Source organism: Rudaeicoccus suwonensis (genome assembly GCF_007829035.1).
Classification (GTDB): Bacteria; Actinomycetota; Actinomycetes; order Actinomycetales; family Dermatophilaceae; genus Rudaeicoccus; species Rudaeicoccus suwonensis.
In genome coordinates this window covers 32,391-56,152 of sequence record NZ_VIVQ01000003.1, presented here as the reverse complement: position 1 = coordinate 56,152, position 23,762 = coordinate 32,391, and the positions used below count along the sequence as shown (strand labels likewise).

Sequence of the window (23,762 nt, the reverse complement as noted above, 5' to 3'; positions counted from 1 at the left end):
CTGAGCCCCCGGTTTGCGCCGAAGGCTCAGGCGGGCGCGGTCGGCAGCGTGCGCACCGCCCTGGATTCGGTTGCGCGAGAGGCTAATTCGTCATCCGGTGGATAGCTGACTTCTTCCAGCGACAGGCCGTGCGGCGGCATGACGGTGACACGTGGATCGCGGGTGCCGCCGGCGAGGACCCGCAGCGGCCAGTCCGGTGACTCGCGCCCGAGCCCGACCGGCACGACCGCTCCGACCAGGCAGCGCACCATCGAGTGGCAGAAGGCATCGGCAACGACGGTCGCCTCGAGCACACCGTCGTCCCGCCTGATCCAGCGGTAGTCCAGCAAGGTGCGCACGGTCGTGGCACCCTCGCGGCGCTTGCAGAAGGCCGCGAAGTCCTTCAGCCCCAGCAGTTTTCGGGCCGCCGCGTGCATGGCGTCGGCATCGAGGGGTCCGCGCACGACGACGGTGTCGCGCCGCCGCATCGGGTCGAGCAATGCGTGGTCGTCCAGCAGTCGGTAGAGGTAGCGGCGGGATGTCGCCGAGAACCGTGCGTCGAATCCGGGCGCAGCGGGGGCAACCTGTCGTACGACCACATCGGCCGGCAGCACGCCCGCGAGCCGGGTGAGCGCGGCCTCCTCCGGAGTGCGATCCGAGCGACCGGGCAGTGCGGCATACCGAACGGGGTCGACATCGAGGTGACAGACCGCGCCGCGCGCGTGGACGCCGGCGTCGGTGCGGCCGGCGACCGTGAGTTTCGGCGGGTCGGTGCGCAGGATGGTGCCGAAGGCGGTTGCCAGTGTCTGTTCGACGGTGCGGCGGCCCGGCTGGGCGGCCCATCCGGAGAAATCGGTGCCGTCGTAGGCGAAGTCGATCCGCAGCCGCATCCGACCAGGCTAACGCCGGCGCGCCATGGCCCGAGTCCGCAACTGACAATGGCGTACCGCGATCCATCTCACCGAGGACCAGGTCCCTGGCCACGCCCCTCACGGGCGGCCGGCGACGCGTGAGTTGGACGCCGAAGTCGTGCCATCATGCGCTGATGGGCACCACCGCAGAGCCGGCCACTGACGGGCCGGAGCGCAGCTACTCCGCAACGCGCTGGGCGATCGCCGGCGCCTACTTTGCGCAGGGTTGCGTCTTTCTGTCACTGACAACCCGCTTGCCAAAGTTCCAAAAGCACTGGGGCATATCGGAACTCGGCCTCACCGGCATCATGCTGCTGATCGTGCTGCTCGCTGGAGCAGGCTCCTTCATCGCCGAGACGATTGCGCCGCGCCGCGGCAGTGCGCTCTCCCTGCGTATCGGCCTGTTGCTGGTCACCGCGTCGCTGCTGATCACCGGCCCGGCGCCCGACGTGCCGGTGCTGCTCGCCGGGATGGCCGTGTATGGCGTCGCCCTCGGCATGGTGGACGCCTCGAGCAACATGCAGGCGGTCTCGCTCGAACACCGCATCGGTCGCCCGATCCTGCCGTCGTTCTACGGCGCCTGGACCGCAGGTGGCATCGCGGGCACCCTGCTGACACTGGCGACACCGCATCTGTCGGTCGCGGCAGTGTCGATGCCGCTGGCCGTGCTGCCGTTGGTCGTGGCCTTCGGTCCACTGCTGCTCGCGCGCGGTGTCGTGCAGCCTGCCGGCGGTGACCTGGGGATCCCGTGGCGACAGATCCTGTTGGTCGGGGCAGCGTGCGTGGTGTTCTACATGGTCGACACCGCGGCGACCACCTGGGGTTCGGTCTACTTCGACCACACACTGCACTCACCCAGCGGCCTGGTCGCGTTGGCAGCACTGCCGTATCTGTGCGCATCGTTGTTCACCCGGGTGGCCGGTGACCGGCTGGCCGATCACTTCGGCGCACCAACGCTGCTGCGCGTCGGGGCGGTGGTCGCGCTCATCGGGCTGGCGGTGATCGTAGCGGCGCCCGACTGGCCCATCGGCGTCGCGGGTTTCCTCGTCCTCGGCAGCGGCATTGCGGTGGTCGCTCCGCTGAGCTTCTCCGCGGCGGGCGTGTTGGCGCGGGATGGCGCCGGTGACGATCCCTCCGTCATACAGCCCAGGGTCGATGCGGTGATCGCGCGCTTCAATCAGTTCAACTACGTCGGCGCGCTGCTCGGGGCGGTGTTGACCGGAGCCATCGGCACGGGTTCGTTGCGGGTGGCCTTCGCGGTGCCGGCGATCCTGGTGCTCGCGCTGTTCCCGCTCGCCAAGGCCTTCCGCCGACCCGCAGAACCGCCCGCCGAACCTGCCGCATATTCGACGCCGCGGCAGCAATAACCGCGCCACCGTCGAATATCGCGGAGGGCGAAGAGCACGTATGCCGAAGCGCCCGTCGACAACGCAGATCGCCCACCGCATCCACGGGTGGGATGCGATGGGCGATCGTGTGCAGTTCGCTACTGCGATTGCTCGGGCGGAAGCCCGACCAGGCTCAGGCGTCCTTGTCGGACGACTCCTGCTTGGCGTCCTCGGCCTCGTCGACCTCGGCCACTTCAGCGACCTCGGCGGCGTCCGGGGTGACCGACTCGGCGGAGTCGTCCATCTCGGCGACGTTCGCGTTGGCGTCGGCATCCTCGGCGGCAGCCTCGGACTCCTTGACGGCACGCTTGGTGGCGCCTTCGGCCTCGGCCACGACGGCGCGCTTCGGCTTGGCGTTCACCGGCTCGCGGACGAGCTCGATGACGGCCATCGGAGCGTTGTCACCCTTGCGCGGCGCGATCTTGGTGATCCGGGTGTAACCGCCCTGACGGTCGGTCATGTCCGGCGCGATCTCGACGAAGAGACGGTGCACGACACCCTTGTCGCGGATCACGGTCATGACCCGACGACGTGCGTGCAGGTCGCCACGCTTGGCGAAGGTGACCATCCGCTCCGCGAGCGGACGCAGCCGCTTGGCCTTGGCCTCGGTGGTGGTGATCCGGTCGTGCTCGAACAGCGCCGTGGCCAGGTTGGCCAGGATCAGCCGCTCGTGCGCGGGACCGCCACCCAGGCGGGGACCCTTTGTTGGGGTAGGCATTTCTTTATTGCTCCTTGGTCAATTCAATCCCGTTGACCCTGCAACGGATTGAGCGGCTGGCTCAGAGTTGCTCGGTCTCGGCGAAGCTGATGTCGTCAGTCTCGTCGTCTTCTTCGTAACGATCGGCGATCGCGCTCGCGTCGAACCCGGGCGGGCTGTCCTTGAGCTGCAGACCCATCTCGACCAGCTTGTCCTTGACCTCGTCGATGGACTTCGCACCGAAGTTGCGGATGTCCAGCAGGTCCGCCTCGCTGCGGCTGACGAGCTCGCTCACGATGTGGATGCCTTCACGCTTGAGGCAGTTGTAGGAACGGACCGTGAGGTCGAGGTCCTCGATCGGCAGGGCGAGATCAGCAGCCAGCGCGGCGTCGGTCGGGCTCGGGCCCATGTCGATGCCCTCAGCTTCGACGTTGAGTTCGCGTGCCAGACCGAACAGTTCGACGAGCGTCTTGCCGGCGGAGGCCATCGCATCGCGCGGGGCGATCGCGTTCTTGGTCTCGATGTCGACGATGAGCTTGTCGAAGTCGGTGCGCTGCTCGACACGGGTCGCCTCGACCTTGTAGGTCACGGCCAGCACCGGCGAGTAGATCGAGTCGACCGGAATCCGGCCGATCTCCTGCTCAGCGGACTTGTTCTGCGCTGCGGAGACGTAGCCGCGACCGCGCTCGACGGTCAACTCCATCTCGATCTTGCCCTTGTCGTTCAGGGTCGCGATGTGCAGGTCGGGGTTGTGCACCTCGACACCGGCCGGCGGCGCGATGTCAGCAGCAGTCACCGGACCGGGGCCCTGCTTGCGCAGGTACATCACCACGGGCTCGTCGTGCTCCGAGGAGACGACCAGACCCTTGATGTTGAGGATGATCTCGGTGACGTCCTCCTTGACCCCTGGGATCGTGGAGAACTCGTGCTGCACACCGTCGATGCGCAGGCTGGTGACGGCGGCGCCGGGGATGCTCGAGAGCAGCGTGCGACGCAGGCTGTTGCCGAGCGTGTAGCCGAAGCCAGGCTCCAGCGGCTCGATGACGAAACGCGAGCGGTTGTCGGAGACAACGTCCTCGCTGAGGGTGGGGCGCTGTGCGATGAGCACGGTGATTCTTCCTTCCCACGGGCGACCGCTATATGACGCCTCGTGAACCCTCGCCCGGCTCTGTCTGCGAGCGAGGTGGTGTATGCCGTGCGCTCATCCGGCAAGCGGACGGACGCACGGCATACGGCACATCAGTTCTTGGAGTAGAGCTCCACGATCAGCTGCTCGGTCAGCACGGTGTCGATCTGTCCGCGCACCGGCAGGGCGTGGATCAGGATCTGCAGGGTGCCGGGCACGACGTGCATCCAGGCGGGGATCGGACGCTCACCGAAGGTCTCGCGGGCCAGCTGGATCGGGAACTTCTCCAGCGACTGCTTGCGGACCGTGATGATGTCGTACTGCTCCACGCGGTATGACGGGACGTCGACGCGAACGCCGTTGACCTCGAAGTGACCGTGGGTGACCAGCTGGCGGGCAGCACGACGGGTGCGGGCCAGACCGGCGCGGTAGATCACGTTGTCGAGGCGCGTCTCGAGGATGGTCAGCAGGTTCTCACCGGTCTTGCCGGGGCGACGAGCTGCTTCCTTGTAGTAGCGGACGAACTGCTTCTCCATGACGCCGTAGGTGAAGCGGGCCTTCTGCTTCTCCTGCAGCTGGGTCAGGTATTCCTTCTCCTGCACCCGGCCACGGCCGTGCTGGCCGGGCGGGAAGGGGCGCATCTCGAAGTTCTTGTCGCCACCGACGAGGTCGGTCTTGAGGCGACGCGACTTCTTGGTGATGGGTCCGGTGTAACGGGCCATGTCTTATCTCTCCTTCAAGTTCTCGTCGGGTCAGCCGCGACGCTTGGGCTGGCGGACACCGTTGTGCGGCTGCGGGGTGACGTCGGAGATCGCACCGACCTCGAGGCCGGCTGCGGCCAACGAGCGGATGGCGGTCTCGCGGCCCGAACCCGGACCCTTGACGAAGACGTCGACCTTGCGCATGCCGTGGTCCATCGCGCGACGAGCAGCGGCCTCAGCGGCCATCTGCGCGGCATACGGGGTGGACTTGCGCGAGCCCTTGAAGCCGACCTGGCCGGCAGAGGCCCATGAAATCACCGCGCCGGAGGGGTCGGTGATGGAAACGATGGTGTTGTTGAACGTGCTGCGGATGTACGCGTGGCCCGCGGCGACGTTCTTCTTCTCCTTGCGGCGCACCTTCTTGGCGCCGGAAGCCATACGGCTCTTGGGAGGCATTGATTCTCCTGAAAACTAAGACGTTCGAGTGAGGTGGGTGTCCCGGTCGCTGTGCAGCGACGGGATTACTTGGCCTTCTTCTTGCCGGCGACGGTGCGCTTGGGGCCCTTGCGGGTGCGCGCGTTGGTCTTGGTGCGCTGGCCGTGCACAGGCAGGCCGCGGCGGTGCCGCAGACCCTGGTAAGAGCCGATCTCCACCTTGCGGCGGATGTCGGAGGCCACCTCACGACGAAGGTCACCCTCGAGGCGGTAGTTGCCTTCGAGGAAGTCGCGCAGCTGCACGACCTCGTCTTCGCTGAGGTCACGGACACGGGTGTCCGGGTTGACGCCGGTCGATGCCAGCGCCTCGGCGGCGCGGGTCTTGCCGACGCCGAAGATGTAGGTGAGTGCAACCTCGACGCGCTTTTCGCGCGGCAGGTCGACACCGATCAAACGTGCCATGTGGCGGTTCTCCTGTTGATGTTCGGAGGTCTGGTGCGTGACCTGTCCCGTGTTCACCCAGGAGTGGGTGTTGCGGGTCTCGAGCCTCCGAGCTCGAGGTGACGTCCTTGCGTCATACCTCTCGGAATGTCGCAGGGGGTTGGGTCGCGCGTGCGTGGTGCTTTTCAGTTGTGCGTCTTGCGTCCTGGTGGAAGACGCGAGTCGTGCGGGGTGATCAGCCCTGACGCTGCTTGTGGCGCGCGTTCTCGCAGATCACCATGACCCGGCCGTTGCGGCGGATCACCTTGCACTTGTCGCAGATCTTCTTGACGCTCGGCTGGACCTTCATCTGCCTACTGTCTTGAAGTCAGGCCGAATCCCCTTGCGGTTCCTCGGCATTCGGATCGGTCAGCGGTAGCGGAAGACGATGCGGCCGCGGGTCAGGTCATACGGGCTGAGCTCCACCACCACGCGGTCCTCGGGGAGGATCCGGATGTAGTGCTGACGCATCTTGCCCGAGATGTGAGCGAGAACCTTGTGACCGTTGGTCAACTCCACCCGGAACATCGCGTTCGGGAGTGCTTCCACGATCGTGCCCTCGATCTCGATGACACCGTCCTTCTTAGCCATATCCTCCACGACCTGCCACGTGGACGCCCTCCGGATGAGAACGTCCTCCTGTTACCTGGTGCACGTATGACGCGGGGCCGCTCACGGCATACGTCGACCATCGATCATCGAGTGGATGAGAGGGCCGGCGTGAACCGCGCAAGCCACGAAGACATTCGTGAACCGAAGCACAAGCCTACCCGGCCGCGTCATACGGCCCAAATCGGTGGTTGCGCCCGGCCGATATTCGACGCCGAGGAGGTGATAGGCGCCCTGGTGTCGAACATCGACGGACGAGGCGGCCATCGCGGCTGTGCGGCACGGTCGCCGTAGCGTCCGGTGCCTTCAGGCGACGTCCCAGATCTGCGCGAGCGCGAGGAAGGGCTTGGCCTCATCGTGACGGGACTGCCGCTGCAGCGAGCGTCCGAGCAGCAGTGCGGCATACCCGTTGGTCGGCTCGTCGCGCAGCAGATCGCGCGCGGCCTGCTCAGCCCGGTGCAGCTGCGCGGAGTGGTAATAGCTACGGGCGAGCAGCAGTCGCACTGCACCGAGGCTGTGGCCGGCATCCGGTTGTTGCGTGAGGATGCCCTCCAACTCGGCCGCTGCACCCAGATAGTCGCGTGCGTCGAACGCCTCCTGCGCCACCTGCCACCGGCGGCCGTAGTCGGTGCGGTTCAGCAGGTCCATGAAGTCGGTCATGCGTCCATAACAACGAATTGCACGAGGGTGTTCCAGGCGTGCGCGGAAGCCGATATTCGACGGCCTGGCCGCAATAGGCGCCTTCGCGTGAAACATCGCGGCGTCGAGTGGAGGGGATGGTCCGGATCGGGCGATGGTGTTGTGGCCATTCGCGAATGCGGTCGTTCGCTTCTACAGGTCTCGTCCGCCTCTACAGATCCAGGTGCCCATCGCGCGTCGCCTCGCGCAGCGAGCCGTAGATGTTGGTGACCGGACGCCCTAGCGCGGCATACCTGCCGGCGATTCGCTGGAAGTAGGTGTCGACGGTGTATGCCGACAACTGATCCGGCAGCGTCTTGCCGATCGCTTTCTTCGGCACCCCGGCGGCGAGCGCCTCGAGCACCTCCATCTCTCGCTGCGAGAGTGTCGCCACCAGCGAGTCGTCACAGAGCAGCGACTCCGCAAGGTGACTGGAGGTCGCGAAGTTGCCCTCCGACACACTGCGGATTGCGTCTGCGAGCGCCTCGTCGGCATCCGACTTCAGCACCAGCCCGCGAGCACCGAGCGTGATCAGGCGCCGCAGCAGTGCCGGCCGTTCCTCGGACGTGAACAACAAGACCGAATGACCGCGTGCCACGAGTTCGCGCACGTTGTCCTCGGGTGAGCTGCCGTCGTTGAGCGAGATATCGAGCAGCAGGACATCCGGTCGTGTCACTCGATCCCAGTCGACATCACGCAGGCTCGCGACGCGGAAATCGCAACTGATGTCCGGCGCCACCTCGACCAGCGCGGCCATCAGACCGCGCAGCACCACCGGATGGTCGTCGATCGCACCAACGCGCACCCGCGGGACGGTCCGGGCACGGTTGTGAGCTTCCTCCTCCATGGCCGCCACGATCACAGATCCATCAGGTGAGTGCATGTCCCGAACTTCAGGGACAAACCACACAACGGCATGCGAACAGCGAGGTCACTGGTATGGCGGAAGCATCTGCCGCGGCACGCACTTCTCCTCGAGCGCGGTCCCACGTTGCGGAAAATTCGCCTCGCACCATGACTGCACGGCCGACTCTGTCGTGGCTTGAAGGTCGACGAGAGTGATCCAGACCTGTCGCGGGTCGGACGAGATCTGGCCGAAGTCGTTCTGAGCCACGACGCGCACGAGCGAACCGTAGGAGGGGTTGTCCGCGAATGAGTTGCTGTAGTTGAGGATGTCGGTCGCGCTCATCGGTCCTGGCTGGATCGAGGAGTCCACCACGCCGACATACTGACTCGCGACCTGCGCGTCCCAGTCGCCGTCCAAGGAGATCTCGGCCAGATCGGTGCTGCGATCGCTTTGGAGCTGCGCGAGGGCCTCGGCATCCGACAACGCGTCAGAGGCGGAGTCGGAGTCCGAATCAGAGGAACCGGCCGCCGAGGATGCCGTCGACAGATCCGACGAGTCAGAGTCACTCGGCGACGGGCCGGATGACGGATCCGTCGGCGGTGGCACTGTCGAGGTGACGGTCACGGTCTGCTGGGTGGAAGTTTCCGGGGCGGCCACGACCGTCGGTCGTGAGGATCCATGCATCCCCGCCACGACGACAGCCGCGACGATGACGACCGCGGCGGCCCCGGCGGTCACCATCAGCGCGGTTGGCGACTTTCTCGAGCCGTTGGGACGCGGTGCAGCGCCGGTCGGAGCGTACGGCTCCGCAGAAAAGGTCGATCGGGCGGGACGTGGAGGCTGCGCCGGAGACGAAGCACCGGGTGCGCGATTCGGGGCCGACTCCTTCACCAGGCGGATCGGCCGGGAATTCGACGCCTCTGTCTGCCCACTCGTGGCGGTGGGTTTGCGCAGCGAGATGGCCCCGGTCCCCTGACCAGCACACCGGTGGTCTTCGCCGTTGACGTCCTGGTGGCACCAGGGACATTCCGCCATCGCAGTTCGCCTCGTTGGTCCTGTGCTCGTTCCGGTTCGTCGACTTAGCGTGCTGCATCGGCAGCCTGCAACACATGTCCCGAGTACTCCCGACTCGTCACACTAGGCGCGCGGATTCATCCTGCAGATACCGGGCGCGCGCACCCTGCGACCGCGCCTCAACGCCATCCCGATCTGCAAAGGAATGTGACCGAGTATGTCGATCTCGCTCAGCAAGGGGTCCAACATCAGCCTCACCAAGGAGGCGCCCGGATTGACCTCGGTGGCCGCCGGCCTGGGCTGGGACCCACGGGCCACGACGGGATACGAATTCGACCTGGATGCATCCGCACTGGGGGTGGACGCGAACGGCACTGTGGTCTCCGACCAGTGGTTCGTTTTCTACGGCAACCTGCAGTCCCCCGGAGCAGCAGTTCAGCACACCGGTGACGTTCGCGACGGCGGCGCAGACGGGGACGACGAAGTGATCAATGTCGAACTGTCGGCACTGCCCCAGAACGTCGAGAAAGTTGTCTTCGTGGCGTCGATCTACGACGCGGACGTGCGTGGTCAGAACTTCGGCCAGGTCGCCAATGCCTACATCCGCCTGGTCGACCGCACCACCAATCGCGAGATCGCACGATTCGACCTCAGCGAGGACTACTCGATGGAGACCGCTCTCACGTTCGGCGAACTCACGAGGAACAGCGGCGGGTGGAACTTCAGCGCCGTCGGCCAGGGCACCAGCGGCGGGCTCGCGCAGATCGCGGTGTCCTACGGCCTGCAGGTCCAGTAATAGTCGTCGTCCCGTCGCACCGTCATCGCGACGGGATGCGTCAGTCCTCCACGCTCACGTTGTGATGGCGGGCCAGGGCCGCGAGTCCGTCGGCATACCCCTGGTCGACGATGCGCGCTTTCCAGCCACCTCCGCGTCGGTACAACTCGACCGCGATGACACATCGTTCGCTGGAGTAGCCCTCGGTGTTGACGTACGTCATCACATCGGACGGCTGGGGCGAATCGAGATCGACCACCCGGAACTGGGTGCGGCCGGCATCGGCGATCGTCTTGCCGGGCACCTGGGTCGACATCGTGATGAGGATCTTGGCGACGCGTGGCTCGCACTCACCGACGTTCACCACCAATTGGGCGCGGTCCGCGACCGGACTGGGCGAGCCGGGCGGAAGGGTCCGCAACATGGCCACACCCTCCGGACTCAGCGGATTGGACCAGAAGAGGAAGTGGGCGTCGCTGAGCACCTGCTGGTTCTCGTCGCACATCAGCCCGCAGAGGTCGACGTCGAGTTGGGCATTGGCCCAGTTCACTCCCACGAGCACCACCCGCGACGGCGCTCCGTCGACCCCGATGAGCGGCGCGTTCGCGCCCTTCGTCGACACCGTCACTGGAACACACCTCGCCGAGTCAGCGTCGCCTTCAGGAAGTCGAGCACCCGGAACGGGCTCATTCCGCCCTTACCGAGAGCGTCCGTGCCCGGAGCGACACCGAGGGCCGCGGACGCATACAGCTGGAACGGCATCTGACTCGCCTCAGCAGCGTTGAGCAGAGCCTTGCCATGCATGAGCTCCAGCAGTCCGCGGATCTCGGCGTCCAGCAGAGCGCCATCGATCTCGTCGTATGTCGGTGTCTTCAACGACGGATCGCGACGCATTGCTGCGCCCGGGCGCATCATGATCGAGTCGAACGGGCTCGCCTGCACATCCTTCAACTGCTGGAGCACGTCGAATTTGCTCAGCACCAGGGCAAGGGCCTGAGGCGGTCCACCGTTGACCCGATGGGCCTGCCTGGACTGCAGCACCCGGTGCAGCACGGCGAGATCGTCCCCGGATCCGGACGGAAGATTCATCATCCCAGCCAGCACAGCCGCGATCTGCGGCACTTTCAACGGATCAATGAGCGAGACCACCAGATCGACATATGCGAGGTAGGAGAACCGTGGGTCCGAGGGCTGCAGATCCTGGAAGTCCTCGCCCGCGGCGTCGATGAGCGCCAGACAACACGGTCGATCCTGGACTCGGAAGGACCACATCATGGGTTGCAACTGGCCGCTCTCGAGCCGAGCGGTGCCTTGCATGAGACCGCGCTGGTGATAGAGCGGCGCCAGGTAGGTTTCGGCGAAGCGACCCCCCAGGGAGGCGAACCAGGCCGGCGCCTCACCCGCCAGCTCGGGGCTCAACTGTCCGACGTCACCGACGGGTGTCAGAAAACTCTTGTGCTGGTCGACCAGGAAGTCAGCCAGCTGCGTGATCATCACGGCAATCGTGACCGACTTGCCGCTCGACCGGGCACCGGTCATCGCGATGCTGACCCGAAGACTGGTCAGCCACTCGACCGGCACGACCTGGCCGCAGTTGTCGCAACGACCGGGTCCGGTCACCGGCCGAAAGCACGACGGGCAGGGGCAGGGGGTGTTCACACCGCCACCCGGGCCGCGAACAGGCTGGCCGCCAGACGGGTTCCCGACGTGTCGATCGCTGCCGGATCCGCGACAGAGACGAGACGGTGCAGTGGTGAGGATCCGATGGGCTCGAGCGCAGCGAGTTCTTCGTCCCACCAGCTCGTCGGTCGCGCGGTGTCGTCGATCTCATGGTGAGAGCGGCCCAGCGCAACGACGTTCAGCTGGGGAACTTCGGCCGTCGCCGACCACGACACGAGGTCCAGTGCGTCGGCCGGGACGCCGTCGCAGACGAGCAGGACCCGATCGGCCGGTGTCAGATCCTGGGACACAGCACCGACCGCGTCGCTGAGCCGAGCCCACGGCGCCGGAACATCGCCCAGCACCTCATCCCAGGACACGTCGTCCTGATCCAGAAACGGCCACACGTCCCGGGTCGAGGCACCTGTCACCAGGATTCGCTCAGGACGTCCCCCTGAACCGGCTGCGAACAGTGCGACGAGGGTCTCCAACAGCGGTCGCACCGACGACCGCCGGGACGTCAGCATGGAGGCGGATCCGTCGATCACCATCGACCACCGGAACGGCGTGACAGCTCCCGGCTGGATCACGCCGTAGAAGGCACGACGCCCGGCATCGTGCCAACCGCGAGCCTCCATTGGGTCGGCCCGCCGCTGCGCTCCGCTGCCTCCACGCAGGACCACTCGGGTGTCATCCTGCGCGATGACCGCGAGCATGATCGTCTGCTGGGCCGCGAATGCCCGCGCCTGCCGACGAAGCGCGTCGTCGGTGCTGGCCACCGCCCGGATCGTCAGATCTGCCGTGTCTCCGTCGACCAGGGCGCGGCCGCCGCGTGGGCGAGCCACCAGACCGAGGCCGGCAACCAGGGCGTCAGCCGGCAGAGCGGTCATGTCGAGCACCATCGAAGCGCCGGATATCCGGGCGAACGGCTGCACCACTGAGCCGTCGTCGAGACGAGTGAGCAACAACTCGGCATCGAAGGACGACACCAAGTCGAGCTTCACCCGCCCGCCGGGCAGAACGATCTCGCCCTCGTCGGTCAGTTGGGTCACGGGCACGGCAGCCTCCTGGGTGGTTGCGCAACGATGGTCGGTGGGTGCAGCTCCTGCAGGAGCCCGAGTGTGGCTTCGGCCAGTGAGGGTCCGCCGACGCATTGCATCGACCAGACGGATTCTTCGACCGGCCGCAGACATCTGGCCCGGAGCAGCCGCTCGGTCTCATCACACGACTTCGTCCGGTCGCAGGTCTCGTCCAGGTGCCCGGCGAGACGGCTGAAGATAAAGGCGAACGGCACCAGGTCGGCCACGAACAATTCGGCGACGAACTGCCGCAACGGCGCATGACAGTCCGCGTCTACCGTCAGCGGTGACCCCTCTGTCTCGGCTCGTGCCGCCAGCACCAGCAAGGGCGCCTGCAGGCGTTCGAAGATCGGGCTCATGGTCGACTGAGCGACCAGCGGCGCAACCCAGTCGGGTGAACATTGCACCCTGTGGTCCTGCGCGAGCAGGTGCAACAACGCGAGTTGTGCCCAGGGTGAGTGCTCCGACAGGTCGTGACCGTCGAGGACCGAGCCGGCCAGCTCGGCATACCGGAGGGAGTTGTCGCTCAACATCTGCGCAGCCCGGATCGCGGACGTCGGTGTGGGGAACTGACACGTGTCGAGCAGGTCAGGTTCGGCCTGCGACGGCGCCGGGCTGGGCACCGCCGCGCGCACCGATGCTTCGGAGATGGACATGTCGTATGCCGCAGTCGGTATGGCCGGGATTGCCGGGGCGCTGTCGCGATCGGCCTCCATCTGGACCGGCTGCGAGGTGAGATTCCATCCGGCCGCAGGTGGCTCGGTCACGATCGGCGCCGACACCGCATCCGGCTCCGGCATCCTGATGCTTCGCGGCTGCTTCGGCGTGAAAGCGATGACACCGTGATCGCCACTGGCGGTCGGCTGCGGATCCGCGTCGTGCGCTGTCACGTCGCCGCGCAGCAGGTGCAGGGCGTTGCGCGACTGGCCACGGACGTCGTCGGGCCAGAAACGCATCGCCGCCCCGTCGCGGCGGTCGAACAACTCGCGAAGCGGTGCCGGATCCATGGCCAACAGCTCGTCGGCGGTTGCCGACCACTCGCTGATCTCCTCCGCCAACCCCTGCTGCCACGACGGATGTCCAGACTCCGAGGCAGGTTGGGTTTCGACGGTCACGAACCAGTCGGGTGCCAGGACCCGGACATGATCGGCCCTGGTCACGGACACCACGTCGTAGCCCGATTCGGCAACGGTCGGCAGACTCGCCGGGTCCTCTGCCGTCGACCATCGCAGGTGTCGCGCGGCTTCCGCCGGAAGCAGCCAGGCCAGCAGATCGAGCCAACCGGTCGCGGTCTGGCTGTCGGGCACGACGAGCGCGACCCGCATGCCGTTGGTGATCGCGGCCATCGACTGACCCACCACCTGGCCGACCTGAGCCGCGTCCGGCCCGCCGGCCGAGTGCAGCCATGCCAGGAACGGCAGTTGCAGCGGCGGCAACGAGATGGCCGCAGGCAATTCGGCGAGGGCCACATCGCGTGCTCCGAAGGGGCGCAACCAGTCGGTCGAGAATGCCCAGTCCAACGGCCTCGCCGAACCCGCAGGCAGAACCGCAGCCGCGTGCGTGAACACATTCCCGGGCCGGTTCGTCGCGTCGGTTCCCGCCTCGACGGCGTGCCACATCATCAACCCCTCGAACCACGGCACGACGCGAAATCGCACTGGCCGTGCTGCCAACTCGGCGTCACTCATGAACTGACTCACGTATGACGGGAGCGCGACGCAGCGGCCGTCGATCAACGACTGCTCCACGTCGTGCGGCACACCGGGTGTCGTAGCGACGACACCCCAGCCACCGGCGCCGGCCCGGCCGGGGCGGTCGACGATGGCGTACGTCAACTGGTGCATCGTCATACGACCGGCACCCACATCGACGGGAGCGGCGGGTCGAGCAGAGCGACCTTGCCGGCCAGAGCGCGGTCGCTCACAAAGACCCGCACGTGCGCCGACGATTGCTTCAACGACAGGACGAAGGGCACGACCTCTGTCTTGGCCGCGACGGCGATGACGGCGTCGGCAAGATGCGTCCCGTCACCGGGATGGAGCGGCAGACGGTTGGGGTTGGCCACCGCGCACAGTGCCAGTTCCTGCAGGTCGTTGTCAGCAAAAATCTCGAAGCGCGCCTGGTCCGCGGGGAACTGTTCGGACGGGACAACCCCGTCTGCTCTACCTGCGACGATCCGGTACTGCACGCGACACAGTCCGGGGTATTCGATCGTCGTCGGCGCTGAACGGACGGCCTGCCCCTGCTCGTAGATCACACCGACGACGTGCAGAGCGCAGCCGATGGCCGGCAGAGGTCTGGTGATCTGCAGACCACCCCGCCGCAGGTAGTTCTGGACGGAGTCCATCGTGCCGATCAGGTCGCGGGCGTCATCGAAACTGACGGGCGGATGGCCGATCAGACCCTGGTGCACCTCTACGAGCGAGACACCCCTCGGCCAGTCGAATGTGAGGATCTTGCTGTCGACTCGCTCGACAAGTCGAACGTCGCGAGGCGCAGCCGGCATCACCTTGCCGACCGTTGCGCCCACCTGGACCTGTTCGTCGGACACGACGTGAACCACGGTGAAGTAGCTACGGGTCCAGTCGGGTTTGAGGTAGCACTCCTGCAGCAGGCAACCGTCCTGTGTGCGCGCGATGTAGTTCGGCAACCGGTGTTCCGGCAGCAGGCGGCTGCGCTCAAGAGTGCTCCGGCTCCGCGGCCCGTCAGACAGACCCGGCGGCAACGGCTCATCCGACAGATAGACCTCGACGCTGCCGAAGCCCGGATCGGCCCAGTGGACGTCCCAGGCGCCAGGAGCTGTCGCGCTTTCTCTCACGTCGAGTTCGATCCAGACCGGCGCCGGATCCACCCTGGTATCGGCGCTGACATAGCGGTCGGACACGCGTGTCTGCCCGTCCGGCAGCACCGCCTCCACGAATACGGCATACGTGAGGTCGACCGCGAGTTTCGGCGAACGGTCATGGAAACCGGATGACTCGACGACCGCGCTGGTCAGCGCACGAGACGGGTCGTTGTGGACTGGTTCATCGGCCTGAAAACGCTGCACCACCAACCGAACTCCGGGCGGAGCCTCCACGCGGCCGACAACCGTGTCACGATCGGTCACGACGAGGCTGACCCCCGTCGCCGGCCAGATGATCTCGCCCTGCGCGATCACTTCGCCCTCGGCGGCCCTGGCAGCTGCCTCGTCGGCGCCGGTATACGCCCAGACCGCGAGGTAGGTCACGGCCCCCTGAGGCCGGATGCGTGTGGTGGTGATGTCCGTCGCGCTGGTGACGCCCAAGGTGTGAGCGTCATCCGGCGTTCCGCGCGGCCACTCACGCGTGTCCTCGATCACTCGGTAGATCACTGTGCCCGGCAGGTGCTCCGCCGGACGCCACTGCAGTCGAAGGGCGCCGTCTTCGTCATCGATCTGTATGCCGGGAAGCACCGCTCTCGGGTCGAGCGGTGAATTGAACTGGTGCGGCACGAAGCTGCCGGTGGGCAGCCAGGGGCCGGTGTCGCGGTCGGATGCCGTCGCGGCGGTTTCGGGCGAAATCACCTGGGAGGACACGACATCGGAAGAATGTGCCGCATCGCGCGCTGCCAGGGCCGCAGCGATGTCGTCCGCATGGTCACGGACGAGGGCCGCAGCATTCAGCCGTGCGGATTCGGCGCGAATCTCGTCCGCGGTGAAGGCGCCGGACTCCGCCAACCGGCGAATGTCCCAGTCGCTCAGCGCGCTCACCTTCGGGTCGCGCTGGAGGCGGTCATCCCGCCAATCCCGCAGCCTCTGCTCACGTTCCGCGGCATCGGTCGGGGCAGACGTCGCGGCAGTGACTGGGAAGTCGGCCGCAGACGGCACGACTGATGAAGGTGACGGCTGTTTGTCGATCGGTGCCGATGGTGCTGGTGTCTGCGCGGTTCCGTTTTCCGCCGGCGGCGGCGCTGCAGGTGCCGGTACGCTTGATGCCGGTGATGCCGGTGATGCCGGTGGCGGTGTGACAGGCGTGGGAGTAGGTGCAGCCACTGTCGATGCTGCTGCGGCAACCGCGCCATTGTGAGCGTCGCCGTTCATGATCCCGAGGACCTGCGGCCAGTGACGAACGACGTCGCTGTGCCAGATCAACTGCTGCGCACCGGCGGGACTGATCGACCCGACCAATGCCATCAGGTGCCGGTCGACAGCAGGTGGACCATCGGCGCGCCCCGCGAAAGCGCTGTCCAGCGCCTGCGCTCGATGCCGTCGATTCTGTGACTCTGATCCCGCCACGGTCACCCCCACCGATCCGCTGTCGACCCGGGCGTCTCACCACTGCCCGAACTCCCGCCGGCCCACGGGTCCGCCCCACCCGTGGTCTGCGCCCGAGTGCCACCCCACTGGTCGGTACTCGTTGCCGACCATGCATCCGCAACGGCCGAGTTGTTGTCTGATCGGCTCGGCTGACCGAAGCCCGAGCCTGAAGCGGCCTGGACCGCAGCACCGAGTGGGGCGCTGACGCTGCTCATCGTCGACAGCACCATCGCAAGTGCACCGGCGAGTCCGAGCACGGCGCCCAACAGCGCCAGCCACGTGCCGCCACCGACAGACAGTTGCGCCGACGCTTGGTCCGCACTGAGATTCCGCAGCCGGCCGACGAAGCCGTCCAACAGTGCCGAGATGACAGCCAGGTCGATCATCACAGTGGCCAGAGCGGCAGTGACCCAGGCCGCCGGGATGCCGAATCGCAGACCGCCGTGGAACCAACTGGCAGCCGCCATCGCGATCAGCACGAGGCCGACGATGCCCACCACCATGATGCCAAACCCGGTGTCACCGGGACCGGCGCTGAAGGACTCGGCATACGTGCGTTCGTGGCCCGAGACGGTTGCCCAGGCATCAAGGAGGGAGGCGAAGATCAGCAGCCCTCCGACCAGCAGGCTGATCGACGCGATGTTGCGAGCGCGGTTGCGAGGCGATCTCGCGGCGCGTAACCGCGCACCGGATGACGCAGCGAGGATCGCGACACCGAGCCAGGGCAACAGGATGCAGAGCACCACCGCCGGCCAGACCCGGCGACCGGATCTGACGGCCACCGCGTAACCGGCCAGCCCCGAAGCAAGAGCGTGGATCAAACCGTCGATCAGAACGACGAGCACCAGGGAGTCGACCATGGTCAGTCGTCCTCAGAATCCGTCGACATCGGCCGAGGGCATCACGGCGGGAGTTGCCGACGGGGTGTCCGTGTCGGCAAAGCCCCAACCCCTCGGACTCTCGCCAAATGTCCCGGCTTGCTGAGGTGGCCGAGTGTGATTCGGTGCGACGTCCGCACTCGTGCGGTAGTCGGTCCGAGGCAGCGACGGTCCGAATTGCACCAGCACCCTTGCATGCGCCAGCCCGTTGAACTGGTCCTGCGAGCGCGTAAGGTCGACATTTCGGGCGTCGATATTGCGAGCATGCGGCGAGAAGATCAGTTCGCGGAAGGTGCCGCCCTGTGCTTCGGCGCCGTCGAGTCGGCCTTCGAATTCCGCACGCGGAACGACCTTCATTTCGCCAGTGTCGGAGTCCCGAAACGAGATCAGTGACAGCAACTTGTCACGCACGCCGGGTGTGCCGGCGACAAGCTCCTCGGCACGTGCGAGGAAGGTCGCGCTCGCCGGACGCTCGGCAGCGGCCTGCGCAACCGCCCAGCTCCACCGGGTGAGCACCGGGCCGGCACCATCGGGATTGGCGTCCTGGTCCAGCATTCCCGGATCGCTCTGCAATGCGTATCGCAGCGATCCCAGCGAGGCCGGCGCCTGCGAGATGTATGCCGCCCAGTGGTCGCTCAACCAACCGGCGCGGAACAACTCACCGCGAATCCGCCCAGCTGCTTCGTCGACGACATCGGGGGACGCGGTCGCGACACCGATCCGGACGCACCGAGGCAGTCCCTGCCCGATGGAGAGCTCCTGCTCCTGCGCCTCCTGCAGCCGGCCCAGTGGCGCATGCACGAAGGCGCACAGTGCGCGGGACCAGTCGAGGTACTGCCGGTAGGCACGGATCAGCCGGCGGAGGTCCTGCAGTGCTTCCTTGCGGTGTCGTTCGGCAGTCTCGAGCGCCGAGGCCGTCTGCTCCTGCGCGTGGATGAACTGATACAGCGACCGCTGACCCTTCATGTACATCAGCGCCCCGGAGAGCACCGTCGCGAACAACGACACCACCACGAGCACCACCGCGAAGACGATCGCCAGCAGTCCGCCCAGAGCCAACCCGATCAGGGCGACGACGACCAGCAGGGAGACCCCGCCCAGGATGCGGAAGCGCGCCGCCAGGCGCCGCTGATCGGCTTCGATCTCATTGGTCATCGCCGGCGCCCTGCGCAACTGCTCGAGGCGCTGGGTGAGTTCCTCCAGTTCGGTGACCGTCGCACGGAATGCGTTTCCGAGCGTGCGACCCACCTGGCCGACATACGAGGCGGAGTTGACCGTCACCCACTCACGCAGGCGGTGCTTCTCGGCGCCGATCTCTTGTGCCAGTTGCGGATTCGAGGCGGACAACTTCTCCAGACTCTCGTGCAACCGCTTCGCCCCGATGTCGTCGGCAACCTCGACCTTCCAGTTGGGCAGGTAGGCGGCAATGTGCGCCGGGAGTGTGAACGCGTCGGCCGGATCCGGCGCCACCCGAGCCGTCGTGGTGACGACCGCCTCGGTAGAACCCATCGTCACCGGCGGCAGATGCGACGACCGCTTTCCGGCGTCGAGCAGGGTGAGTGCGCCTGCTGTGTAGTCGCGCCACAGCTGTGGCTTCTGCAGCGCAGCGCCCAACTCCGCATGGCCGTCGTTGTCCTGTAGCGCCTTCTCGACGCCCTGCTCCGTCTCGTCCCAGCTGGCCGGCGAACCGTCCGGCCGCACGCCGCGGACCACCACGACCAGGCTGCTGTTTGCGCCATACACAACGGAATTGACAGCAGCTGCCGTCGCTGCAGAGGCAGTTCGCAGCAGACCCTCGGCGAACGCGTGAGGCGCGTTCTTCAAGGCCGCCCACATGAAGGTGAAGAACTGCCGCAGTGCGTCACCGAAGGTGATCGGTCGTGGCGCGGGCGCCGGAGGAGTCGTGCGCGCTCGCGGGAGCACATCACTGTGCTCGCGAAGCAACGCATCGGCCATCACCGTGACCGACGCATTTTCGTCCTCGACGGCGGCGCCGCTGGACGTGTCCACCCTCGGGACGGGATACCGCTCGCCCACCATCAGCAGCCGGCGCCGCAGGTCGTCCTCGACGGTGTCCGCCGCCACCGACCGGGTGAAGGCGCGCACGGGGCTGGCTCCGCCATCCGAAACGGCGCTGCGGCTGTCGAGGACGCTGTCCTCCTGGCCACGCCACAGACCGAGGATCGAGCAGCAGTTGCCCGCGACGTGCAGGTGCCACTGAGGGTGACGCGGGTCGTTGGTGAGTTCACTGGTGCCGTGCATCGGTGACAGACCGTCCTCGGGCGAGAGCACCAGAGCGTCCCAACCAATCAGGTCAGGTATGGCGGCTGCGAACTCCGCTCCCGAATGACCCACTGCCAGTGACGTTTTGACCAGACGCGCGTAGGGCAGCGAGGTCTGCACCGCCTCCGACAACCTCCGCGCGACAGCGGCATCGACGATGCCGGACTGGCTGTCGGCTGCCGAGATGACGCAGAGGCGCGCGACAGCGATCTCGCTGTCGGCGAGGCGTTCCTGCAGGCACACCATTCTGCTGGCGGCACCTACCAGCAGCGCGGGGATCTCGGCGGTGTCGGTGCGCAACTGATCGACGTCGACGACCACGGCGTTGCCGATCAATCCCAGCGTTGCCCAGTCGTGCAAGATCCCGCGCAGCGGCATCGCAAGCTCCCGACGAGCTGCGAGAACGGTGATCGACTCAGAAGCCATCGTCATCACCCGCCAACGCCGCAGCGAACGGGCCGTCCTCTGTCGACTCGCGGGGCGCCTGCGCCATCCGCTCCAGCAGATCCAGCGAGCGCAGCATGATCGGAGCTGCCTCCACCCACAGCGGTGGTCCGAGGTATTCGGCGGATCCACCGCGCAGCCTCTCGACCGACGTGACGCGGAACTGATAGTCGCCGTCGACCTCTTCCACGAACCCGGAACCGAGGATGCGCGTCCGCAGATCACTGAGGGTGGCGAGGAATGCGTCGCGGCGAGCTTCGGGCGTCGGCGCATCCATGACCTTGGACGGCGCGCCTCCGATCAGCGGTTCGCCCAACAGGGTGAGCGGCTCGCCGTCGAAGGCGGCGTGCAGCAGTCTGGTGCCGGTCATCCGCTCCACGGTCGCCAGACTGCTGGCAGAGGACGCGTCGGCCAGGTTGCGCAGCGCGACGTATGGCGCGAGCGCGGACAGGCTGGGATCTCCGGTGCAGTCGACGATGGCCCAGGCATGAGACATCAACAGACTCGCGGGCGCGTCCATGCCACCCTGGTAACGGCTCTCGGCGGATGCGAGTTGGTCGTGGAAAGAGAGCCACGCCTGGGGCGTCCGGACCGCGAACGTGCCGTCGGTCCCCTTGACGAGACCGAGGGCTCGTCCCAGATACCACCCTGCGACGGTGCGCACGGCATCCTCGGGCGACATCGCGATGGCGGCCGACAGTGGCCTGGTGCGCTTCCAGAGCCAGAGGGCGCGCTGCGTGTCCGCGCCACTTCGCGACCAGCGGTCACGTATCGGCTCGAGCAGCGATCGATAACACAGCGGGCTGTACTTCCCGTACGTGCCGAAGATCGCGATCTTGCGTACGGTCTCGTCACCCACCGCCGAGGACTTGAAGTACTCCGCGGAGTTACCGACGATGTTCGGGTCACCTTCGAGCCGGGCGAGGACCTGCTTCGCCACCGGATTCTCCATCCGGAACGGCAACTCGCTGAAGGAATATCCGTAGCGCACGCTGTCGCCGTGCAGCCGCTGCACCATCTGCTCGTCGACGCCGATCACCGGACGCGCGAGCAGGAGAGCCTCGTTGAACTTCTCGACGAAGGTCGCCTGTCGCAACTCCCGTTCGATCGCCGAGAGACCGTCGGCACTCAGGTGCTCCACGATGGACTGGTTGGCGAAACTGGCGAAGGGACTGCCTTTGGCAGCGACTCGGGCATCTGCCCGCGTCATGATCTCCGGGGTGTCGACCAGCAGCAGATAACGCGGCTTCGACGCCGGCGTCGGCACCCCGTCGCCGGCAGATCGGTCGAGCACTTCTGGGCGCCAGTGCGCAATGCGCTGGAGCACCTCGTGCGTCTCGACGGTGCCGGTGGTTTCCCATTCTCCCCGCAGCACCTGGGACCGCACGGCCTGCAGACCGCGGGAGAAGTCGCGTGGCTCCGCGAGCGCACCGACGTGCTCGGTGTAGTGCGTGGCGAAATCGGCGGATGTGGTGAGCAGGACTTCGTTCTGGGCGTGGTCGAAGCGCATCGGAACCACGGCTGACTCGTCCGGCCAGTCGATGTAGATATCGGATTCCAGTTGGGCCAGTCCCGCTTGGTGCATGCTGGTCGACGTGCGGTCGGTGAGCATGCGCAGTCCGTCGTTGGCCGACTCCGCCAGAGCTTTGAGAACGTCCTGGGCGAAGGATCGCAGCACCCGCGCCGCAAGCCGGGCGGCCTCAAGGGTGATCCTGACCTCCGAACTGCGTTGCAGGGTCGTCAACAGCAGTTGACCGATCGCATGGCTGCCACTGACCAAAGCCTTGCCGAGACCGCTGACCTGTGCCTCGACGTCGGAAGCGACCGCGACCGGGTCGGTGGCATCAGCGTTGACACCGGCATCGGCCAGTTGAGTGATGACCGCGTCGCACACGTCGGTGATATGCGCCATCAGAGCACGCGCGTAGGGCAGACCGAATTGTGCTGTGGCAGAAACGAATTCATCGCAGGTCGCCTGCTCGATCTCTGATGCCCAACCTTCTGCCCACTGGTATGCCGATGAGGCCAGTGCCGCAGCGACGTCGTTGCGACGACCGCCGATCCCCTGTCGCACGACATCGAGCCATTCCCTGGCCTTTGCCGACTGGGTGCCGGCCACCCCTGCCTCGATGGCGGTCAATGCCTGCCGGGCGGCCGCCTGCCGCTGTCCCTGTGGGAACGCGACCGAACGGAACCACCCCGGGATGTCCTCACCCGGTGCAGGCAGACCGATGCGCTGCAGACTGACGCGCGACTGATTGTCGAGGAGCAGACGCAGCTGTTCCAGTGACGGCAGCGAACTCGTCGGATCCTCGTGGCCTCGCTGCAGATGGTCGACCGCAGCCCGCGCGAGACGTTGCGCGGCATAGTGGCGATAGCGATCGCGCCCCAGGCTCAGACTGGCGAAGCCCATCGAGCCGAACGGCAACGCCAACGCGTCGATCTCCCACCCGAAAGATCGCGCGAGTTCCTCGGAACTCGGCACCGGCGCCGGATTTCCGAGGAAGAAGGCGACATATTGCGATGCCGCCTGTTCCGAAAGCATGACGCCGGAGATCGCGCGGGCGATGCCGCGATAGACCGAGTTCTGGCTGCCGTCGCCGAAGAGCGCCCCGGTGGCTCCGACCCGCCGCCCGATCGGCAGCACACGCGCGAAAGGCGGATGAGGATTCTTGTCCACGTGTATGCCGAAGGCCCCGAACGTCCGACGGTCCTCGTCCGCGGCCAGCCGTGAGATCGCGGCGAACAGCTCGGGAAAAGCCGCCATGGCGTTGCCTTCGACATTGCTGCGCGCGGACTCCTCCAGCCCACCGAACACGTCAGCGGTGTAGAGGAAGCAACCGATATTGGCAGGATCAATACCAGGAATCGCGCCTAGCATGCGGCACACGTCAAGGAACATCGACGAACCGGAGCCTCCTGCCATTGATGCGACAACGATCGGCACAAGCACGTCGGACGATCGTTGATCCGGCGGCACGGAGCCCCAGGCATCGGGTGCCATCGCCCGACTGTGCGCCGCTTCGAGCAGCGTCTGCAATTGTCCGACCCTCGACAGGGTGAGCATGCGACCGACCGCGCGATACTGACCGGCCCCATCGGTCACGGGAATGCTGCTGGCCCGTACGTGATTTCTTGGTGCCCAGCCCAGTAGCGGAGCGTGACCACCCTGACCCCCCAGTTGGCTCTCCACCGTCAGAGCCGTGTTGGTGTAGGTGTTGCTCGGCGAACTGAACGACTGATAGTGCCCGCCCATCGAGCGGATGTCGCCGAGTTGGCCCGGCCCCTTGTCGGGGTCCACCGGAACGTCGATGTGGACGAACTGCCACGCGGCGGGCAGCGTCGTCATACCGAACTGCTGACGCAGGTCGGCCTGTAGTTGATCCATCAGCAGCCGCACCGTCGATCCGCCGGAACCGCCACACCCGACGATGAGGAACTTACGCATTCAAAAGCCGCCTTCTTGCTTGTCCGTTGTGTGCACCCGCAACTACGCGTTGCCGG

General features: G+C 66.5%; 22 protein-coding genes. 3 read left to right on the top strand and 19 right to left on the bottom strand.

The window, feature by feature from the left end; all coding sequences use genetic code 11:
• Positions 1-26: 26 nt before the first annotated feature.
• On the bottom strand, positions 27-869 hold the full coding sequence (gene truA / locus BKA23_RS14490; protein ID WP_145229756.1) for a tRNA pseudouridine(38-40) synthase TruA: 843 nt from the start codon (positions 867-869) through the stop codon (positions 27-29).
• Positions 870-1,024: 155 nt separating this feature from the next.
• Here truA and BKA23_RS14485 point away from each other — a divergent pair, with 155 nt between their 5' ends.
• Entirely contained in the window at positions 1,025-2,257 is a 1,233-nt protein-coding gene (locus BKA23_RS14485; protein ID WP_145229754.1) for an MFS transporter, read from the top strand.
• Between the two features lie 154 nt (positions 2,258-2,411).
• On the opposite strand, the gene rplQ is transcribed toward BKA23_RS14485, so the two are convergent.
• The 10 genes from rplQ to BKA23_RS14435 form a co-directional block, all read right to left on the bottom strand.
• Complete coding sequence (gene rplQ / locus BKA23_RS14480) at positions 2,412-2,996, bottom strand: 50S ribosomal protein L17 (protein WP_145229752.1); 585 nt, start codon at positions 2,994-2,996, stop codon at positions 2,412-2,414.
• A gap of 61 nt (positions 2,997-3,057) precedes the next feature.
• Positions 3,058-4,083 carry a DNA-directed RNA polymerase subunit alpha gene (locus tag BKA23_RS14475; protein ID WP_145229750.1) on the bottom strand — a complete coding sequence of 342 codons (1,026 nt, stop codon included), beginning with the start codon at positions 4,081-4,083 and terminating at the stop codon, positions 3,058-3,060.
• A 131-nt stretch (positions 4,084-4,214) separates the two neighbouring features.
• Positions 4,215-4,823, bottom strand: a complete 609-nt coding sequence (gene rpsD, locus BKA23_RS14470; RefSeq protein WP_145229747.1) for a 30S ribosomal protein S4 — start codon at positions 4,821-4,823, stop codon at positions 4,215-4,217.
• Between the two features lie 30 nt (positions 4,824-4,853).
• Positions 4,854-5,258: a 30S ribosomal protein S11 gene (rpsK, locus tag BKA23_RS14465; RefSeq protein WP_145229745.1), complete on the bottom strand. Its 405-nt coding sequence runs from the start codon at positions 5,256-5,258 to the stop codon at positions 4,854-4,856.
• A 65-nt stretch (positions 5,259-5,323) separates the two neighbouring features.
• A complete protein-coding gene (gene rpsM, locus BKA23_RS14460) occupies positions 5,324-5,698 on the bottom strand; it encodes a 30S ribosomal protein S13 (protein WP_145229743.1) in 375 nt (124 codons plus the stop codon).
• A 214-nt stretch (positions 5,699-5,912) separates the two neighbouring features.
• The gene (rpmJ, locus tag BKA23_RS14455; RefSeq protein ID WP_019286332.1) at positions 5,913-6,026 is read right to left on the bottom strand and encodes a 50S ribosomal protein L36; all 114 of its coding nucleotides are present in this window, start codon (positions 6,024-6,026) and stop codon (positions 5,913-5,915) included.
• Positions 6,027-6,085: 59 nt separating this feature from the next.
• Complete coding sequence (gene infA / locus BKA23_RS14450; RefSeq protein ID WP_006946284.1) at positions 6,086-6,307, bottom strand: translation initiation factor IF-1; 222 nt, start codon at positions 6,305-6,307, stop codon at positions 6,086-6,088.
• Positions 6,308-6,631: 324 nt separating this feature from the next.
• Positions 6,632-6,985, bottom strand: coding sequence for a hypothetical protein (locus tag BKA23_RS14445; protein WP_246104673.1), 354 nt, complete (start codon positions 6,983-6,985; stop codon positions 6,632-6,634).
• 190 nt (positions 6,986-7,175) lie between these two features.
• Complete coding sequence (locus tag BKA23_RS14440) at positions 7,176-7,886, bottom strand: response regulator transcription factor (RefSeq protein WP_145229741.1); 711 nt, start codon at positions 7,884-7,886, stop codon at positions 7,176-7,178.
• Between the two features lie 48 nt (positions 7,887-7,934).
• Positions 7,935-8,588: a hypothetical protein gene (locus tag BKA23_RS14435; RefSeq protein ID WP_211841740.1), complete on the bottom strand. Its 654-nt coding sequence runs from the start codon at positions 8,586-8,588 to the stop codon at positions 7,935-7,937.
• Positions 8,589-9,081: 493 nt separating this feature from the next.
• Between BKA23_RS14435 and BKA23_RS14430 the strand changes: the two genes are divergently transcribed.
• Positions 9,082-9,660: a TerD family protein gene (locus tag BKA23_RS14430; protein ID WP_145229736.1), complete on the top strand. Its 579-nt coding sequence runs from the start codon at positions 9,082-9,084 to the stop codon at positions 9,658-9,660.
• A 40-nt stretch (positions 9,661-9,700) separates the two neighbouring features.
• Here BKA23_RS14430 and BKA23_RS14425 read toward each other — a convergent pair whose 3' ends face one another.
• The 5 genes from BKA23_RS14425 to BKA23_RS14405 are packed head-to-tail and all read right to left on the bottom strand — an operon-like array spanning position 9,701 to position 16,224.
• Positions 9,701-10,267: a TerD family protein gene (locus BKA23_RS14425; protein ID WP_145229734.1), complete on the bottom strand. Its 567-nt coding sequence runs from the start codon at positions 10,265-10,267 to the stop codon at positions 9,701-9,703.
• Positions 10,264-11,259: a hypothetical protein gene (locus BKA23_RS14420; protein WP_145229732.1), complete on the bottom strand. Its 996-nt coding sequence runs from the start codon at positions 11,257-11,259 to the stop codon at positions 10,264-10,266. Before BKA23_RS14420 ends, BKA23_RS14425 begins: the two co-directional genes overlap by 4 nt.
• A 35-nt stretch (positions 11,260-11,294) precedes the next feature.
• Positions 11,295-12,356, bottom strand: a complete 1,062-nt coding sequence (locus BKA23_RS14415) for a hypothetical protein (RefSeq protein WP_145229730.1) — start codon at positions 12,354-12,356, stop codon at positions 11,295-11,297.
• Positions 12,347-14,227: a GAP1-N2 domain-containing protein gene (locus BKA23_RS14410; RefSeq protein WP_145229728.1), complete on the bottom strand. Its 1,881-nt coding sequence runs from the start codon at positions 14,225-14,227 to the stop codon at positions 12,347-12,349. The genes BKA23_RS14415 and BKA23_RS14410 overlap by 10 nt, the downstream gene beginning before the upstream one ends.
• On the bottom strand, positions 14,224-16,224 hold the full coding sequence (locus BKA23_RS14405) for a SaeA-related protein (RefSeq protein ID WP_145229726.1): 2,001 nt from the start codon (positions 16,222-16,224) through the stop codon (positions 14,224-14,226). The genes BKA23_RS14410 and BKA23_RS14405 overlap by 4 nt, the downstream gene beginning before the upstream one ends.
• A 5-nt stretch (positions 16,225-16,229) precedes the next feature.
• Here BKA23_RS14405 and BKA23_RS18150 point away from each other — a divergent pair, with 5 nt between their 5' ends.
• The gene (locus BKA23_RS18150) at positions 16,230-16,364 is read left to right on the top strand and encodes a hypothetical protein (protein ID WP_281287572.1); all 135 of its coding nucleotides are present in this window, start codon (positions 16,230-16,232) and stop codon (positions 16,362-16,364) included.
• A gap of 270 nt (positions 16,365-16,634) precedes the next feature.
• Here the strand turns inward: BKA23_RS18150 and BKA23_RS14400 are convergent, their stop codons facing one another.
• From BKA23_RS14400 to BKA23_RS14390, 3 genes are read right to left on the bottom strand one after another with little or no spacing between them, the layout of a single operon-like run.
• Positions 16,635-17,513 (bottom strand): hypothetical protein, encoded by an 879-nt coding sequence (locus tag BKA23_RS14400; RefSeq protein WP_145229724.1) that lies wholly within the window; start codon positions 17,511-17,513, stop codon positions 16,635-16,637.
• 12 nt (positions 17,514-17,525) lie between these two features.
• A complete protein-coding gene (locus tag BKA23_RS14395; protein WP_145229722.1) occupies positions 17,526-20,240 on the bottom strand; it encodes a hypothetical protein in 2,715 nt (904 codons plus the stop codon).
• The gene (locus tag BKA23_RS14390; RefSeq protein WP_145229720.1) at positions 20,230-23,706 is read right to left on the bottom strand and encodes a tubulin-like doman-containing protein; all 3,477 of its coding nucleotides are present in this window, start codon (positions 23,704-23,706) and stop codon (positions 20,230-20,232) included. The genes BKA23_RS14395 and BKA23_RS14390 overlap by 11 nt, the downstream gene beginning before the upstream one ends.
• Positions 23,707-23,762: the final 56 nt, after the last annotated feature.